We start from the raw sequence: 17047 nt of genomic DNA on the forward strand, positions 1-17047 counted from the left end.
GGATGCGTGTTAGTTTCAAAAAGTTATTCCTTACTATTCACTAATTCTTTAACTTTTTCTTTGTATTTTCTTAATCCATAAAGTCGAGAAGAAAAACAATGAATAATCGCTAACAGGTCTTGAGTTACTTCTTCCGTTGGGGAAAGAGATTCTTGATTCATAATAATAATTTTACAACCATGTCTTTCAGCAAAAGATTCAAACCACTCAAAACCAAAACGCACCAAACGGTCTTTGTGAGCGATGACAAGCATTGAAACTTTACCCATTTCAATATCAAGAAAAAGCTGATTGAATTTCTTTCTTTTATAATTCAAACCACTTCCAATCTCTGACACCCAATCATCAACAGCATAGCCATTTACAGTACAAAAAGTTTCTAAAGCTGACACCTGATTAGCTAAATCGGGCTTTTGAGCAACACTAGATACCCTTGAATAAACAATTACTGACGATTTAGCTTCCGTTGCTTTTATACCGATATATTCAAGGTATTGATCGTGCGTGTAGTATCTGCGATTTTTAGGATTTCGACATGCAACCAAAATACCTTCGGCATCCCATCTTTGTAGAGTTTTAACCGACTTCCCAATCATTTCACCGAATTTAGCAGGAGAATACATTAATCAATCTCCGCTAACTTCTTGAAATCCTCAAGTGTATAGTCTTTAAATATGGATTCATCACAATATATGGCTAGATCATTGTCTTCATCCCATCCACAGATAGGGCATGTATAAGGGGATGATGCGACTCCTAGCTGATTATATTTTAATAAAATATCGTCACAAACCTCATAAAGTTCTGAATCCTCATGATGATCAACAACTTCAAGGAAAATTAGTTCACTAATATTTTCTGCAAATTTTTTGTATTTTTCAGGCACTTCTAGTTGATATAGCTCTACTAAATCATCTAGTTTTTTAGCGCAAGCATCACCAAAAATCTCTAATAATTTTTCCTCATATTCTTGACAGCGCATACCTTGTCCTGAAACGTGAGTACATTCAGAAAAGCCTGTATTTGCATTAATAAAATCAGCATAGGTGGGGCATTTATCGGAGAGTGATTGATTCGTTTTTTCAGGGTACGAAGAACAATCATAGCCTAAATCTACAATATCGGTTTCATAGAAATCATTCTTTGACCACTCACCATAGACCCATGATGCAAATTCCTTAATAAACCCATCTTTATTTTCAGGGGATACAAAATAAGCAAGGTCTTGCTCTACTTTCTTTAAGCTTTCAGTCAAGTATTTCATTGCAAGTTTTTTTAAAATTTAATACCTAAATTGTATATGTTTGACTATATTTGTCAATATAATTATTTGCTATCAATCACTCTTTGAATATTTTCATTGATTTTTATGCAATGCATCTTAGTGTTATTCCGCAGTTTTGTTATAGTAAGAGCAATTTTGGATCAACATCAGGACTATGTTATGTCAGCTACACCACGCATTGGGATCTTGGGTGCAGGCGGTCGTATGGGGCGTATCCTTATTCAGGCTGTGTATGAAGCAGGTTATCAATTGGCGGCTGCGGTAGAACGCCCTGAAAGTACACTATTAGGCGCAGATGCTGGTGAACTTGCCGGAATTGGCGCAACAGGTGTTAAGGTCGTGGGTAGCCTTACCGATGTAGTCAAAGACTGTGATGTCGTGATTGATTTCACTGCGCCAGCAGCGACCGTCAATCATCTGAAAATCTGCCGTGAAGCAGGTGTTGCCATCGTAATTGGTACCACGGGTATGAATGACGAGCAAAAAGCCTATCTGGATGAATCTGCGACGGAAACTCCTGTAGTGTATGCAGCGAATTATTCAGTAGGTGTGAACGTATCGATTAAACTGCTTGAACTGGCATCGAAAGTCTTTGGCGATACGGTGGATATCGAAGTGATTGAGGCACATCACCGTCATAAAGTGGATGCGCCATCGGGGACTGCACTTATGTGGGGTGAAGCGATTGCGGATGCTTTAGGTCGTGACCTGAAAGAAGACGCTGTGTACTGCCGCGAAGGTCATACCGGTCCGCGTGAGCGTCAAAGCATTGGTTTCCAGACCATTCGTGGTGGTGATATCGTCGGTGAACATACCGCCATGTTTATTGCTGATGGTGAACGTGTGGAAATTACCCATAAAGCCACCAACCGCATGAACTTTGCCAGCGGTGCAGTACGTGCTGCTGCCTGGGTGGTCGGCCGTGATGCACGTAAATATGACATGAAAGATGTGCTGGGTTTTAACGATATTCAGGTTTAAAACCCAGTCAAAATCATTTATAAAAAAGATCTAAAACTAAAATAAGACGAATAATAAAATGCAAAAAATGATCTTCCTGCTCTGTGCAGTGGTGCTTGGCACCATTGCGCAGGCAAAGCCGCTACATACGCCCAAACTGAGTATTGATAAAAATAATATCAAGGTCTGGACCTATCAGGATCAGCAGAATCCGGTCTTTCTATATAAGGCAGAAACTACCTACCATGCACCAATTGAAAATGCCGTGTCGCTGATTCTGGATATCGAGCATGCCGTGCAATGGGTGCCTTATATGGGCAGCATCAAGGTCTTATCACGTGATGATAAAAAAGGCGAATTTACCTTGTATATGGTGCTGGATTTTCCATTTCCGTTAAAAGACCGCGACCTGATTGTACAGGGCAAGATGATCAAGCAACCTAATGGACAGATTAGTATCAAGAATAAAGCCATTCAGACCGGTTATCCCTTAAATCCGAATTATGTGCGTTTGACCGATTATCAGGGGGATTGGACTTTTCAAAAGCTGGCCAATAATCAGGTCAAGGTTGCAACTTATGGTTATGCCAATCCGGAAGGCTCGATTCCCTTAACTTTTGTAAATATGTTCGTGCAGCAACAGCCTTATCAGATGCTACAAAAGATGAAAGCAGAGCTGGCCAAGCCTGCAGGCCTTGCAGTTTTGCCGGAAGTATTGCAATAAAAAAAAGACCCAATTGCTGTAATGCTGATCAGTTAAGGAGTTTATAAGTAAAATCTTTAATTTTTTAGTCATTCACGACGGAGTCTTAACGTTCTAAATCAAATACTTGTAAATCATTTGTTACTTTGGTTTCGCCCAAATGAGAAGCGAAGCTTCGCAAGGAAGGCATCTTGTGGAGCAACACTCCTCATCCGCAAAACTCGTCAGCCACCATCGACTAGTAAATTTGTCGCAGAAATAATCATTTTTTAATCTTGCGGTGCAATACACCTCATGTCTCAAACAGTTGCGGATGACTTTTCTACCTATCAAGTATAATCATGAATTTAAAAAATAAAATGCCAGTCAATTGCTTAATTGACTGGCATTACCCAATTGCTGGGTCTTTTTGCCAGATTGAAACAGTCAGAGTTTAAGCTTGGAAATCTGCCTTTAATACAATCCGGTAGCGGGCTTTACCGGAATGCAGATGTTCAATGGCCTGATTCAGCTGTGACATCGGGAAGACTTCAATTTGTGGCGCAATGTTTTTACGTGCGGCAAATTGGAGTAACTGACGCAGTGCCGCAGGTGAACCGGTCGGTGAGCCGGTGACCGATTTAGCGCCGCCAATCAGCATGCCCGCCGGAATTTGCATCGGTTCTAAAGGGAGACCGAGCATATGTACTGTACCGTTCGGTGCCAGAGTGGCCAGATAAGCCTGCCAGTTCAAGGTGACATTGACCGTACTCAGCAATAAATCGAACTTGCCACGCTGTGCCTTTAGGGCAGCAACATCACGACTATTCACCACATGATCTGCGCCCATGGCTTTCAGCTCATCGGTCTTGTCCAGATTTGATGTGAAAGCCGTAATCTCACAGCCCCAAGCTTTGAGCAGTTTAATTGCGATATGACCCAGACCCCCAATCCCGATCACGCCAACATGATGAATAGCCTGAATCTGGTGTTTCAGAATCGGATCGAATACGGTAATCCCGCCACAGAGCAGAGGGCCGGCACTTTCAGGATCCAGATCTTCAGGCAGGGGAATGACCCATTGCCAGCCAGCACGGACCTTGTCGGCAAAACCACCGGCATGTCCGACAATAGTCGCCACTTGGCCGCCAGTACAGAGTACCTGCTGACCTGAAATACACGGATCGCAATACTGGCAGCTTTCCGCAGTCCAGCCAATGCCAACCCGTTGTCCCACTTTCAGGCCTTTGGCTTCGCCACCCAGTTGCGTGATGATGCCGATAATCTCGTGTCCAGCCACGACCGGATAAACGGATGAACCCCAGTCATTATTGAGGACTGAAATATCAGAATGACACAGGCCACAGTATTCTACTTTGACTTCGACCTGATGTGGCTGTAGTTCACCAGCATCGAATTGATAGGGTTCGAGTGCAGCACCTGCTGACATTGCAGCATAAGCGTGGATAATATTATTCGACATAAATTCAGCTCTTCTTTGAATGGGAATATATTGTTTTAAAGTGACAATGATTTTCGTGATCATCGACCATACCGACGGCCTGCATAAAGGCATAGCAAATGGTGGGTCCAACAAATTTAAAACCGGCCTTTTTTAAGGCTTTTGACATGATCTGGCTCTCAATGGTTTGTGCGGGTGCCTGACGATAATCCGCAACATCATTATTCAGTCGTGGTTGCTGGGCAAAAGACCAGAGCCATTGCCCTAAATTGATGTCTTGCTGTTGCAGCCTGAGCCATGCTTGGGCATTCTCGCGAATGGCATGCAGCTTGCCACGATGACGGATCAGGCGAGCATCCTTAAGCTTGAGTTCGAGTTGTTGATCTGTAAGTGCTGCAATCGACTGAATGGAATATTGAAAAAAATGTTCACGATACGCTTCACGTTTTCTGAGTACGGTAATCCAGGCTAGACCGGCCTGCTGTCCTTCCAGACACAGCATTTCAAACAGGCGATTTTCATCCAGCAGGGCTTGTCCCCATTCCTGATCATGATAGGTGATATACAGCGGATCATTGGAGCACCAGCCACAGCGTTGCAGAGTCATGCCATGCTCCTTATTTTTATAGTTTTATAATTTAAACACAGCCCATTGATCTTGCTGATTATCCCAGTAAGACAGTTCAGCCTGATCCAGATCGCTAAATTGAATCCACATGTCTTTACCACTTTTGTCGGCATAACCGGTACTGATCAGCAGCGCATCTTCGGTAATTTCCATCACCCAGCCCTGATAGCTTTGACCATTCAGTACGATTTTTTGTTGATTGCCTGATTCAGCAAATTCTACCAGACGGTTGATCAACGTTTCTGACATGTAAATATCCTAAAATTAACGTAAATAGGGGTAGGGGTTGACCACACCGCGCCCCTTGCCCTGTAAATAAATACCATAATGCAGATGTGGTGCAGTATGTCGGGCATTACCGCTATTGCCGACATAGCCGATGAGTTGGCCTTTTTTGACAGCATCACCTACTTTCAGGCCGCGTTTATGTCCATCCAGATGCGCATAATAATGCCAGGAGCCGCCCGGACCCAGAATCCAGACTACTTTACCACCCAAATTGTTATTGCGTAAATCTGCAATCAGACCTTCTGTGGCACTAAAGACTTTGGTTCCACGTGGAGCCATGATATCAATGCCCTCATGCAAACGTCCGTGACTGCGCGAAGCACCCCAGGTATCCTGTAATTCACGTGCTTGTACACGTGCCACCGGGATGGGCAGTGAAGAAGGCATTCGCTTATTTTGCAGTTTTTGTACCAGTAGCGGATTTAACTGTGCAGAAGAAGGTTGTTTCGGCGTACTGCTACAGGCGGTCAGTAATATGGCAATCAAAGCCACCCAGGTCAAAGCAAGGTATTGGCGCACGTTATTCATCCTTAAATATTGGCAATGCTCATTCTGAGCTGATCGATATGATGCTTTGTCCAGACTATGTCATAGGTTAACGGCAGAGATCAATTTTTTCATTGCTGTCGGCAGACCGCAATCAATGGCTGTCTCTGGACGCATCCAGTTGCCTTGCAGTTCAATTGCCAGATGTTCCTGCTGATCCTGATCCACTGCGAAAACGGTTGCTTCAAGCTGCCAGGTGAAGTGGGTGAAACTGTGGCTGATCTGGACTTTTTTGAGGATATTTTTTAGGCCAAGCTGCTGACATTGCTGTTCGAATTCATGGGCATTTTCAATAATTGGCAAGCACCAGAGTCCGCCCCACAGGCCACTGTTCGGTCGTTGTTGCCAGAGCCATTCTTCACCGGACTGAATTAATAATACTTGTGCTGAGCACACTGGCACCGGTTTTTTGGCTTTCTTGAATGGTAATTCATTTTCCAGACCTTGCTGATGCGCTTTGCAATGTTGCTGCATCGGACAATATAGGCACAGTGGTTTTTTCGGGGTACAGACTGTAGCCCCGAGATCCATAATCGCCTGGGTATAATCATGATTACGTTCGACCGGACATAATTCTTCAGCCAGTTGCCATAAAGCACGTTCATGCACCGGTTTGGACAGATCATCTTCAATTGCGAAGAAACGCGACAACACCCGTTTGACATTGCCATCCATGATCACGCCGTATTGGCGTAAACCCAGTGACATTAAGGCACCAGCGGTGGAACGGCCGATCCCCGGCAAGGCAATCCATTGTTCCAGGGTTTGAGGAAACTGCTGCTGTGCTGTCACCATGCCGGCAGCTTTGTGCAGGTTACGGGCACGGGCATAATAACCCAGTCCTGCCCAGTAAGGTGCAACCTCATCCCAAGAGGCTTGACCTAAGTCCTGAACGGTCGGAAAACGCTGAATAAAGCGTTCATAATATTGCAGCACAGTTTTGACCTGGGTTTGTTGCAACATGATTTCAGAGACCCAGACTTTGTAGGGATCACCTGTCACCTGCCAGGGCAAGTCATGACGACCATGCACATCAAACCATTCTAACAGGGCATCTGAAAATACAAACATGGATAAATAGCAACTGAATAAGCAGCAGCCATTATAGCGGAATCGGCAGGCCTGAAATGTGAAAAGTAGATAAAAACTGCGGAGTAGTGTGTATGGATATCGGCTTAATAACACAAATAATAAATGCTCCGAAGAGCATTTATTTTAAAACAGCAAAGATTTAGTCGCTAATCCCCCAACGTTCATCCAGCTTCAATACTTTGTCTTTATAGCGCGGAATAATATGAATATGCAGATGTTCGACCTTTTCCTGAAACACTTCGCCATCAATAAAACCGACATGGAAACCGGTGGGCTGGTAACGTAAATTGAGCTCATTACGTGCCTGTTCCAGCAAAGACATCAGGCTTTTACGTTCTTTGTCCGTCACTTCAAAAAATGAAGCCACATGCCGGAGTGGAATCACTACACAGTGACCTTCGGATAATGAATTCGGTTCAGGCAGCACCACACCATAATCATTTTTAGCAATGACATCATATTCGTCATAGTTACAGTAAAGGCAGTTGGTTTCAGCCATAGTCAGCATTCTCCTCTGGTAGGATTTATCGTTCTTTTCTTCAATAATTCTTTAAAGTGCTCAACTTGATTTCAAGTCGAGCACTTATATCTATTTAAGCCAAATGACGTTCCAATAAGGCATACATCGCCGCCAAGCTTTTTTGTTCCGCTTCAGCATTGTAACCAAGATCCACGCCATTGGCTTTGGCCCGTTCGTCGGCGAGCGGGTTGCTAAAGCCATGTTTGGCATCTTCAAAGACAATCACCTCATGCTCGACGTTGGCCGCATGCATTTCTTCACGGAAACTGGCGACATCATCTAAGGTGACCATGCTGTCTAGCTCACCGTGCAAGACTAGAATTTCGGCCTGAACCTGACCTTCTTGAGCCGGTGCTTTGGCAGCAAGTGTCCCGTGGAAGGTGGTCACTGCTTTTAAAGGGGCATTGGCACGCGCCAGATCCAGCACCACTTTACCGCCGTAACAAAAACCGATGGCAGCAAGTTTCTCTGCATTGACTTCATCCTGTGCTGCCAAGGTATTTAAAGCTGCTGTCGCACGATCAACGATGGTGTCCGGATCTTCAAAGGTCTGCATCATCCACTGGTAGGCCTGATCAGAATGGGTGGTCACTTTTTTGTCACCATACATGTCAATCGCCAAGGCCGCATAGCCATGTTCTGCAAGTTCGCGAGCGCGCTGTTCGGTATATTCATTACGACCCCACCATTCTGGTGCGACCAGCACACCTGCAAGGGGTGCATCTGTTTCTGGAGCGGCAAAATAGCCAATCAATACGCTACCATCCGGCGCAGTATAATGAATTTCACGGGTCTTGATTGCTGCCATGCTGACGTCCTCTATTCTTGTTGAACCGTTTAATTAACATATAACATAGCAAAACTGATCTGAATGTGACATGAAAACATTCGATTAATTATGCTTCATCCATATAAAAAAGAGAGGCCGCTATCGCGCCTCTCTGATTGAGTATTTAAAAAAACAGTATTGATTACTTCATAATTTCCAGTAATTCCACATCAAAAATTAAGGTACTGTTTGGCTCAATCACATCACCTGAACCAATTTGTCCATAGGCCAGTTCTGCAGGAATGAAGAAGCGGTATTTGGCACCTTCTTTCATCAGTTGCAGGCCTTCAGTCCAACCGGTAATCACTTGGGTGGTACGGAAGACCACAGGCTGATTGCGGGCAATTGAACTATCAAAAACCGTACCATCAATCAAACGGCCTTCATAATGTACGCGGACATTGCTATCGGCTTTTGGCGATTTGCCTTTGCCTTGCTGAAGAATCTGATATTGCAGGCCAGATTTAGTCGTTTTTATCCCTGCTTTTTTGGCATTTTCTGTCAGAAAAGCCTGACCGATTTTGGTGTTTTCTTCAGCTTTTTGTTTTAATTCAATCAGCTCTTTGGCTTCACTTTGACGTTTAAACTGGGTCAGCACTCGAGCCATGTCTTCTTCAGTTAAAGTGGATTGCTTTCCGGCAGCAGCAGCTTTTAAACCGGCACTGAAAGCATCCAGATCAATCCCTTGCAAAGAGTCGGCATTACTTTTCCCCATCAGATAACCAAAGCTATAACCGACCTGTTCAGCTTCCGGGCTTTTATTGGTCACATCTTTGGCAAGCAGATTGCCAGAACTTAGCAGTAAAACCATCAAGCTTATTTGTATTTTCATATTTATTCTCAAAATAAAGGAGAGCGCATTGCTCTCCTTATTTATAGATTATTTGACTTCAATGAGTTCCACATCAAAAATCAAAGTACTGTGTGGAGGAATCGTCCCTGGCACGCCTTGTTCACCATAACCAAGTTGAGATGGGATATACAGGGTCGCTTTACCGCCTTCTTTCATCAGTTGCAGACCTTCAGTCCAGCCTGGAATCACTTGATTGAGTGGAAACTCAATCGGCTCGCCACGTTCAACCGAACTGTCAAATACAGTACCATCCACCAGTTTGCCGGTGTAATGGACTTTCACGATTGAAGAAGCAGCTGGCTGTTTGCCCGTGCCTTCTTTGGTCACTAGGTATTGCAAACCGGAAGCTGTGGTTTTTACACCCGCTTTTTTGGCATTTTCGGTCAGGAAACTGTCACTTGATGCTTGTGCTTGTTTAGTGCTATCGAGTTGCTTTTGCTGCATTTCTTTCTGGAACTGTTCGTAAGCTGCCTGTAATTCTTCTTCAGTATACGCCGGTTCAGTACGCGCATGTCCTTCACGTACGCCTGTCACAAAGCTATTAATATCCAGCTCAGGTGGGGTTTGATGAGCCACTTCATAACCGAGAGCATAGCTGATTTTAGAAACAGCAGAGGCATCTTTAGATGCTTTAGTCGTTTGAGCAGCTGGGTTTTGAGTTGCATAGTAAACAGGTACTAGCGCGGCACCGCCTAGAAGAACAGCGACAGCAATCGGTAAGGCCTTGCTCATGTATTATTCCAATCTAATGTTATCGTTGAGGTTCATTCCATCTTAGCAGAAAATTTTGAGAAATCTTGCAGAATGGGTGGTTTTTTAGCAAGCAAATATCGCAGTTTGGTAGAGCTTTAAAAAAATAAAAAAACCAGCAATGGCTGGTTTTTTAATTTTTCAGAATTTAATCATTATTAGAGAATGTCTAGGAACAATGCTTGCTCCAACCGACATTCTATTTTACAAAGAACTTAGTAGGAAAATAAGCCCTTTTCTAAGGGGAATTCGATACCAATTGATACACCGCCATCGTTACCGTGTACATCAGAGTCACCCACCCACCCATTCAGTTTAAGTGGAATATCTGGGCGTAGATAATGTGTCCAGGTTAGATCTAGCACTTTTAATTCATCCTGCGCTGGAAAAGCTAAATTAGTAATGCCTCTATCACGTCGATTAGCTGCTTGATCAAATTTCGCAAATAGGATGCGTGTATTAATACGATTGAGATGATCCAAACGAATATCGCCACCTACAGACAGCATTTGACCATCACCACCTATGGCATGCGCCAAGGGATAACCATGCTGGTAAAAACCATCGGTGTAGTTGGTGTGATTATAGGAAATGCCTTGTGCTTTACCATTGGTACGGGTATCTGCCCATTCGGTATACAGTTGGAAAGGCATATTGTTATAACTTGATGAATAATCGATTCCAGCCAAATACATTTTTTTGGCCGGCAAGCCGCCTGCTTCATCTTCACCGACATATTGCGCATAGATACCCATCGGGACTTGCACGAGGGGATGTAGATTTAAGCGTGCATCAAAACCGGCAATTTGATTTGATGGATCAGGTTCACCTGTACCACCATTGTCTTTATTGCCAACAAAAGCATCCCAAAGTGAGCTCAGGCTTTCAGGCCGACCTTCACCACCCCATTGCATAGCACGCGATGCACCCAGTTCTAAATAAGGCAAGGGTTGTGCAGTGACACGTAAGCCAATCAGTTTGGCATCAGGCACAGCATCATAATCCTGCAACTGCCCTGCAAAAGCTTGATATTGCCAAGGTCCAATCCAAGCCAACCATTTGTTTGCAAAAGCATTCTGTTCGGCACGCTGCATCGTCACGCCATAGACAGGGCGGCTGGCATCACCACGAATTAAACTGCCATCATGTGCAGGACCCCAGTAGGTCGGGATCTGTCCAGCAATCAACCATTGATTCCATAATTTTCCAGCGATATATGAGCCTTCAAGATTCAAATCTTGATCATTGTCAATCTGTAGATCTTTTTCTGCATTCACACGAATTCTGGCATCCCAGTTCTCGTTACCCGCATTTAGCTCGATACCTGCCTGATATTGCGTTTTTTGCTGATCGCCAAAGGCTTGAGGAATATTCTTTTGATCAGTTTCTGCAAATAAGGATGCTTTGAGCGACTGGTTATTGGCATTCAAATGTGCCCATACAGTATCAATGACTTTTTGCTGAGTATTATTGTTGATTTTAGCTTGAGCAAGAGCACGTTGGATTTCATCACCACTGATGGGCCAAGTCGACGTGCTTATTTGAATAACACCCTGCTGATTGAGCCAGTTTAAATCGGTACGTAAGTTTTGGTCATTTAAAACGATGCCTTGTGCAAAGGCGAGGGAAGAACTTAATGCCAAGGTAGCGAGCAGTGTTTTGGATAACATTCTTGTATATTCTCAGGACTTTTAAACTATAACCACGATAGGTTTTTTAGTTGATTTTTTCAACAACAATCATTTGCAATAAATGTAAGGAAGGATAATTTCACACCCTGCTCAGACAGAGTGTGAAAGTCGAGTTTAGAATAGATTAGTCATTATCTTTATGTGCAGTATAGGCATAGGCATAATTATAACCATAGCTACCCGCTGCACCTTTTTGTACATCATTCAGAATCACGCCATTGACTTTTACATTGGCCTGTTCAAAACGATTCACCGTAATTTCAAGCTCTTTGATTTGCGTCTGAGCATGACGGGCAATCAATAAATTGACCCCTGCATATTGCGCAATAATAATACCATCAGTCACAGCAAGTACTGGCGGAGTATCAATTAAGATGTGATCAAAATGAGCAGATGCCTGATCCAGGAAAGCCTTGAATTTATCGGTACTTAACAGTTCAGACGGATTGACTGGACTCTTGCCGCGAGTAACAAAGAACAGGTTTTCTACAGTCGAGTTTTGGACAATATCTTCATAGCTATTTTGAAGATTTAACAGTTCTGCTAAGCCAGGGCTTAGCTCTGCATTGAAATATTTATGCAAATAACCACGACGCATATCACCATCAATGACGAGTACCCGTTTTCCACCTTGCGCCAAAATGGTTGCAAGGTTAACAGTAATAAAAGATTTCCCAATCTCAGGGGCAGGGCCTGACAATGCAATCACATTATTGCTGACATTCATTAAGGCAAAGTGAATTGCGGTGCGCATACTGCGCAGGCTTTCAATCGCAATATCACCGCTGTCTTTAACCGCAAGAATAGGAATATTCTTTTTCTTTTTCAGCAGGTTGATATAACTTTCTTGAATTAAAGAACGCGGTACGGTGGCATACACTGGCAGATCCAGCTCATTTTCAATCTGAGCAGCATCTTTAATGCCTGAACGCATCATATTACGTAACAGTGCTAATAATGTACCGAGGAATCCTCCCAGAAAAATCGATAAAATCAGAATTTGTAATTTTTTGGGTGCAATCGGTTTAATCGGCTCAACTGCTGTATCGACGATACGAACATTGCCAATTTCACCGGCTTTGGCAATACGAAGTTGCTGGTATGAATTGAGTAAGCCTGTATACAGCTGCTGTTTTACTTCAACCTCACGGAACAATTGTAAGTACTGGCGCTGTAGTTCAGGTAAACGTTTTAATGTTCCATCTAGCTCTGCAATTTTTTTATTGATTGCAGCGAGTTGTGCATTCATTTGCTGCATCATCGGATGTTCATCCATATATTTGGATGAAGCTTCTACAACCTGCTGCTCTAGCTGGATTTTTTGTGTCTCTAAAGTAATGCTTTGGGTTAAATATAATTCCGATTCTTTGGTAACATCCACTGTATTTGCTTGTTGGCGGAAGCGGTTGAATTCACGCTCTGCAACATCAAGTTGTTGTTTTAATTCCGGTAATTGATTTTCAAGGAATTTAAGTGTCTGCGCAGTTTCTGCAGATCGACGTTCAATATTCTGTTGGCTATAAGCAGCTAGAATGGCATTCAGGACTTGAGTAATGTGCTGTTTATCTTCGCCTTGATAGTTAAGACCTAATACACCGGTCATCTTGCCTTTTTCAGCCACTGAGTAGTTACTGGTCAAAGACTGCATGGCAGCAGGCAAGCTTTGCTTTCGGATATTATACGTGGCATCGAAACTGTCTTGACTAAAGACACCTACTTTCCAAAGACCGTATTCAGATGAGGATTGACTGATCTGGTTTAAAGGCGCAGAAAAAACCACCTGTTCAGTTTTTTCATCCGTCAGGCTATATTTGCCTTCTTTAAAACTTAAAATTAAGTTTTTATCCTGGAAATATTGTGGGATATCAAACTGGCGAACATCAAAACTATTCTGATTATCTTTAAATAATACTGATTTTTTTGAGTATTCGGTGCTGTACTTATGTTTGGCCATTAACCGGTTCCAGAAACTGTCTTCTGTACCAGATATGCGAATATTTAAATTTAAATGATTGATGACTTCGCCGAGCACCAAACGTGATTTTAAAATCTCAATTTCAGCTTGAGCAGGGGATTTTTGCTCAATCATACTGGATAAATCACCCAATAGTGCAGCTGAAGTACCTTTACTATCTTCGACTTGTACCAAGGCATCTACTGTATATGTATCTGGTGTGGTTCTCAAGTAGAGTAAGGCACAGATCAAGCTTAAAATAATGCACAGGGCAATCAGTTTCCATTGCGCAATTAAGGAAAAAAACAATTCCTTGAGGTCAATGGTATCTTCGGTGTTGGCGGTTTGGCTCATAATTTAAATATCAAAAAGTGAAAATATTAAAAAAATTAAATATATTTTTTCCAGTCAGCAATACAGTCTTGAATTAATTGACAGGTGTCATCAAAAAATGTTTGATCATGCTGATAAGGATCGGCAATATTTTTACTTTGCCAATGCCCCAGTCTAAAGGTTTTACCTTTAGCAAATGGCCAGGTCTGTTCTATATGTTTTTGCTGATTCTGACTCATCACAAGAACTAGGTCAGCTTTTTTAATCAGCTCAGCATTGAGTTTTTTTGCAACATGTGGACTCATGTCGATCCCAAAACGTTGCATGCATAGACTAGCCTTTTCATCTGCTGCATGTCCGACGACGCCAGCAATACCTGCAGACTCAATCTTTAAGTGCGGATATTGCTGTTTTAAAAAGTATTCTGCCATGGGGCTACGGCAAATATTGCCAATGCAGACCACTAAAATATTATTAATTTTCATTAATTCCCCAAACGATCTAAATTATACAACGCATTTGAGAATGGAATAACCTGGTTTACGACACGCTGCCAGCGCGCTAGGCCGGATGCATCGACATAGACAATATCATTGCTGTGCATTTTAAACTGGTTGGCCAGACCAAAATCAGCAATGCTGGTCAAGTCCATCTGATAGACTTCAGTGTGGGCAGTATTTGGTTGGCTACGCACCACATACACCTTACTACGACTGGCAGAAAGTGGATTTAAGCCCAGACTTTCGCCTAATACATCACTGAGGCTCATGCCTTGGTCACGTAATGGTAAAGATTGGTTTTTACCTGACTCACCCATGACATAGATCTTCTGGTTTTCGCGGTTGTTTACATATAATGTGTCATTTGGCTGAATCAATAAGTTATGCAGCGAAAAACCTGCTTTTTCTAGTTCTACGGTATTTAGGCTATATGATCGTCCCTGACGTACTAGAGTAATAGAGGTGTTGTCACCTTGCTGTGCATTTACACCACCTGCCATGCTCAAAGCAGTATAAACACTGACAGGTTGGTCGCTTAAGTAAAACTGACCTCCATTCATCACATTACCTTGCACTGAATAACGCTGGCCTTGATACGATACTATTCGTGCGATTACATCTGGATTTTTTAGGTAACGTGATAGCTGATTACGTAATTCACGATTGACTTGCGCTAGTGATTTTCCTGCAGCTTTATAACGCCCAATAATCGGAAACTGGATATAGCCTTCCGAATCGATTTGGAAACCATTTGCTTGTGCAGACTGATCACTACTAATATTAGGTGGAGATGTGAGTTCTGGATAAGCCCATAAATAAATTGATAAAATATCACCTGGGCTCAGGCTGTAGTTACGGTGCTGTGTTTTGAACAGGTGAGCATATTGTTGTTGAATATTATATTCAGCAGGCCGGGCAGCCATAATGGAATCTTGAGTGATTTTTATGACATTTACTGTAGTACCCAGGTCAGTTTGAAAAACGCCTTCGCTAGGTAAGTCATATGTTTGTAAACCAGAGGTGACTGCACACCCTGTAGTAGCAATGCCACATGCCAATAAAGCAGCTAGTTGAAAGTGTCGCACATGTTTTCCCAAAGATTATTTTTAAATTTTAAAATTGAAGCTATTCTACCCATGTATATTGAACATATACATAGCAATTTGTAACTATCTTCTGGTTTATGATAAAGCTGAATGGTATTGAAAATGTAAATGATTTTAATAGTTATAAATAAAATAAGTAATTCTTACAAAAAATATACACTATGCTATTTTTTAATAGGATTTGAGCACAAATCATAATAGAAATTTCATGGTTTTCTGCTAGTATGCCTGCCGAAAGATTTAATCTTCATAAGTACAGTACATAAATAAGGCGTTGAAATGCTATCTATTGCAGATTTAAAAATTGCGGTGATTGGGTTAGGTTATGTAGGCTTACCACTTGCGGTTGAATTTGGGAAAAAAGTACCTGTAATTGGTTTTGATATCTATCAGAAAAGAATTGATGAGCTTAAAAGTGGCCAAGACCATACCTTAGAAGTTTCTCCAGAAGAACTCAAACAGGCAAATCAGCTGAGTTATTCAGCAAATTTAGAAGATTTAAAAAGCTGTAACTTTTTTATTGTCACTGTACCTACGCCAATTGATGAATTTAAACAGCCAGATTTAACTCCGCTTGTTAAGGCCTCGACCAGTATTGGTCAGGTGTTAAAAAAAGGCGATGTAGTGGTGTATGAATCTACTGTATACCCAGGCGCAACTGAAGAAGACTGTATTCCGGTATTAGAAAAGGTTTCAGGTTTGAAATTTAATCAGGACTTCTTCGCCGGTTATAGCCCAGAACGGATTAATCCGGGCGATAAGTTGCACCGTGTCACCAATATTCTAAAAATTACTTCAGGATCTACTCCAGAAGTTGCAGACTTTGTTGATCAGGTCTATAACCTGATTATTGAAGCCGGCACCCATAAAGCAACCAGTATTAAAGTCGCTGAAGCAGCAAAAGTCATTGAAAATACCCAACGTGATGTAAATATTGCCTTAATTAATGAACTCGCCGTTATTTTTAATAAGATGGGTATTGATACCGAAGCGGTTCTGAAAGCCGCGGGCACAAAGTGGAACTTTTTACCATTTCGCCCAGGTTTGGTCGGTGGTCATTGTATTGGGGTAGACCCGTATTATTTAACCCATAAAGCGCAGTCTATTGGTTACCATCCTGAAATTATTTTAGCCGGCCGTCGTTTAAATGATGGTATGGGGGCTTATGTGGTTACCCAGCTGGTAAAAGCAATGATTAAGAAAAAGATTCAGGTGGAAGGTGCCAAAGTTTTAGTGTTGGGTTTAAGCTTTAAAGAGAATTGCCCAGATATTCGCAACACCAAAATTATTGATATTGTGAATGAGCTACAGGAATATAATATTCAGGCAGATGTTTATGATCCTTGGGTTAATACCCAAGAAGCACAACATGAATACGGTATTAGCCCAATTGCAAGCCTAGAACAAGGCCAGTACGATGCCGTCATTTTAGCAGTTGCGCATGAGCAGTTTAAAGCAATGGGGGCTACAGATATTCGCGCTTTAGCCAAACCAGAACATATTTTATATGACTTAAAATATGTATTAGAACCATCTGAATCTGACCTCCGTTTATAATATTTAGGGAC

At 42.4% G+C, this 17047-nt stretch carries 18 protein-coding genes; 3 read left to right on the forward strand and 15 right to left on the reverse strand.

The genetic code is table 11. The features are described 5' to 3' along the window. Positions 1–23: 23 nt before the first annotated feature. Both FTU82_RS04925 and FTU82_RS04930 read right to left on the reverse strand, forming a co-directional pair. Positions 24–623 carry an IS607 family transposase gene (locus tag FTU82_RS04925; RefSeq protein ID WP_004280831.1) on the reverse strand — a complete coding sequence of 200 codons (600 nt, stop codon included), beginning with the start codon at positions 621–623 and terminating at the stop codon, positions 24–26. Then, positions 623–1264, reverse strand: a complete 642-nt coding sequence (locus tag FTU82_RS04930; protein WP_160242677.1) for a hypothetical protein — start codon at positions 1262–1264, stop codon at positions 623–625. Before FTU82_RS04930 ends, FTU82_RS04925 begins: the two co-directional genes overlap by 1 nt. Positions 1265–1444: 180 nt before the next feature. Here FTU82_RS04930 and dapB point away from each other — a divergent pair, with 180 nt between their 5' ends. Continuing rightward, complete coding sequence (dapB, locus tag FTU82_RS04935; RefSeq protein ID WP_180101071.1) at positions 1445–2266, forward strand: 4-hydroxy-tetrahydrodipicolinate reductase; 822 nt, start codon at positions 1445–1447, stop codon at positions 2264–2266. Between the two features lie 58 nt (positions 2267–2324). After that, positions 2325–2969 carry an START domain-containing protein gene (locus FTU82_RS04940; protein WP_180101072.1) on the forward strand — a complete coding sequence of 215 codons (645 nt, stop codon included), beginning with the start codon at positions 2325–2327 and terminating at the stop codon, positions 2967–2969. A 412-nt stretch (positions 2970–3381) separates the two neighbouring features. On the opposite strand, the gene FTU82_RS04945 is transcribed toward FTU82_RS04940, so the two are convergent. The 13 genes from FTU82_RS04945 to FTU82_RS05005 form a co-directional block, all read right to left on the reverse strand. Beyond that, on the reverse strand, positions 3382–4410 hold the full coding sequence (locus FTU82_RS04945) for an NAD(P)-dependent alcohol dehydrogenase (protein WP_100535477.1): 1029 nt from the start codon (positions 4408–4410) through the stop codon (positions 3382–3384). 4 nt (positions 4411–4414) lie between these two features. Then, positions 4415–4996 carry a DNA-3-methyladenine glycosylase I gene (locus FTU82_RS04950; RefSeq protein WP_148334908.1) on the reverse strand — a complete coding sequence of 194 codons (582 nt, stop codon included), beginning with the start codon at positions 4994–4996 and terminating at the stop codon, positions 4415–4417. Positions 4997–5020: 24 nt separating this feature from the next. Further along, a complete protein-coding gene (locus tag FTU82_RS04955; RefSeq protein WP_074383759.1) occupies positions 5021–5266 on the reverse strand; it encodes a hypothetical protein in 246 nt (81 codons plus the stop codon). A 15-nt stretch (positions 5267–5281) separates the two neighbouring features. Further along, positions 5282–5824 (reverse strand): M23 family metallopeptidase, encoded by a 543-nt coding sequence (locus FTU82_RS04960; protein ID WP_005094765.1) that lies wholly within the window; start codon positions 5822–5824, stop codon positions 5282–5284. Between the two features lie 69 nt (positions 5825–5893). After that, positions 5894–6922, reverse strand: coding sequence for an A/G-specific adenine glycosylase (mutY, locus tag FTU82_RS04965; protein ID WP_180101073.1), 1029 nt, complete (start codon positions 6920–6922; stop codon positions 5894–5896). Positions 6923–7082: 160 nt separating this feature from the next. After that, positions 7083–7442, reverse strand: a complete 360-nt coding sequence (locus tag FTU82_RS04970; RefSeq protein ID WP_148334906.1) for an HIT family protein — start codon at positions 7440–7442, stop codon at positions 7083–7085. Between the two features lie 94 nt (positions 7443–7536). Beyond that, on the reverse strand, positions 7537–8271 hold the full coding sequence (locus FTU82_RS04975) for a dienelactone hydrolase family protein (protein WP_180001679.1): 735 nt from the start codon (positions 8269–8271) through the stop codon (positions 7537–7539). A 163-nt stretch (positions 8272–8434) separates the two neighbouring features. Next, positions 8435–9124 (reverse strand): FKBP-type peptidyl-prolyl cis-trans isomerase, encoded by a 690-nt coding sequence (locus FTU82_RS04980; RefSeq protein WP_005268184.1) that lies wholly within the window; start codon positions 9122–9124, stop codon positions 8435–8437. Between the two features lie 48 nt (positions 9125–9172). Continuing rightward, positions 9173–9877, reverse strand: coding sequence for an FKBP-type peptidyl-prolyl cis-trans isomerase (locus FTU82_RS04985; RefSeq protein ID WP_005094756.1), 705 nt, complete (start codon positions 9875–9877; stop codon positions 9173–9175). 233 nt (positions 9878–10110) lie between these two features. After that, positions 10111–11565 carry a capsule assembly Wzi family protein gene (locus FTU82_RS04990; RefSeq protein WP_180101074.1) on the reverse strand — a complete coding sequence of 485 codons (1455 nt, stop codon included), beginning with the start codon at positions 11563–11565 and terminating at the stop codon, positions 10111–10113. Positions 11566–11710: 145 nt separating this feature from the next. Then, on the reverse strand, positions 11711–13894 hold the full coding sequence (locus FTU82_RS04995; protein WP_180101075.1) for a polysaccharide biosynthesis tyrosine autokinase: 2184 nt from the start codon (positions 13892–13894) through the stop codon (positions 11711–11713). Positions 13895–13929: 35 nt separating this feature from the next. After that, on the reverse strand, positions 13930–14358 hold the full coding sequence (locus FTU82_RS05000) for a low molecular weight protein-tyrosine-phosphatase (RefSeq protein WP_129717794.1): 429 nt from the start codon (positions 14356–14358) through the stop codon (positions 13930–13932). Continuing rightward, on the reverse strand, positions 14358–15458 hold the full coding sequence (locus FTU82_RS05005; protein ID WP_180101076.1) for a polysaccharide biosynthesis/export family protein: 1101 nt from the start codon (positions 15456–15458) through the stop codon (positions 14358–14360). Before FTU82_RS05005 ends, FTU82_RS05000 begins: the two co-directional genes overlap by 1 nt. A 300-nt stretch (positions 15459–15758) precedes the next feature. Here FTU82_RS05005 and tviB point away from each other — a divergent pair, with 300 nt between their 5' ends. After that, on the forward strand, positions 15759–17036 hold the full coding sequence (gene tviB, locus FTU82_RS05010; RefSeq protein ID WP_180101077.1) for a Vi polysaccharide biosynthesis UDP-N-acetylglucosamine C-6 dehydrogenase TviB: 1278 nt from the start codon (positions 15759–15761) through the stop codon (positions 17034–17036). The last annotated feature ends 11 nt before the right edge of the window (positions 17037–17047 follow it).

This window comes from Acinetobacter sp. YH12151 (genome assembly GCF_013418355.1).
Classification (GTDB): Bacteria; Pseudomonadota; Gammaproteobacteria; order Pseudomonadales; family Moraxellaceae; genus Acinetobacter; species Acinetobacter pseudolwoffii.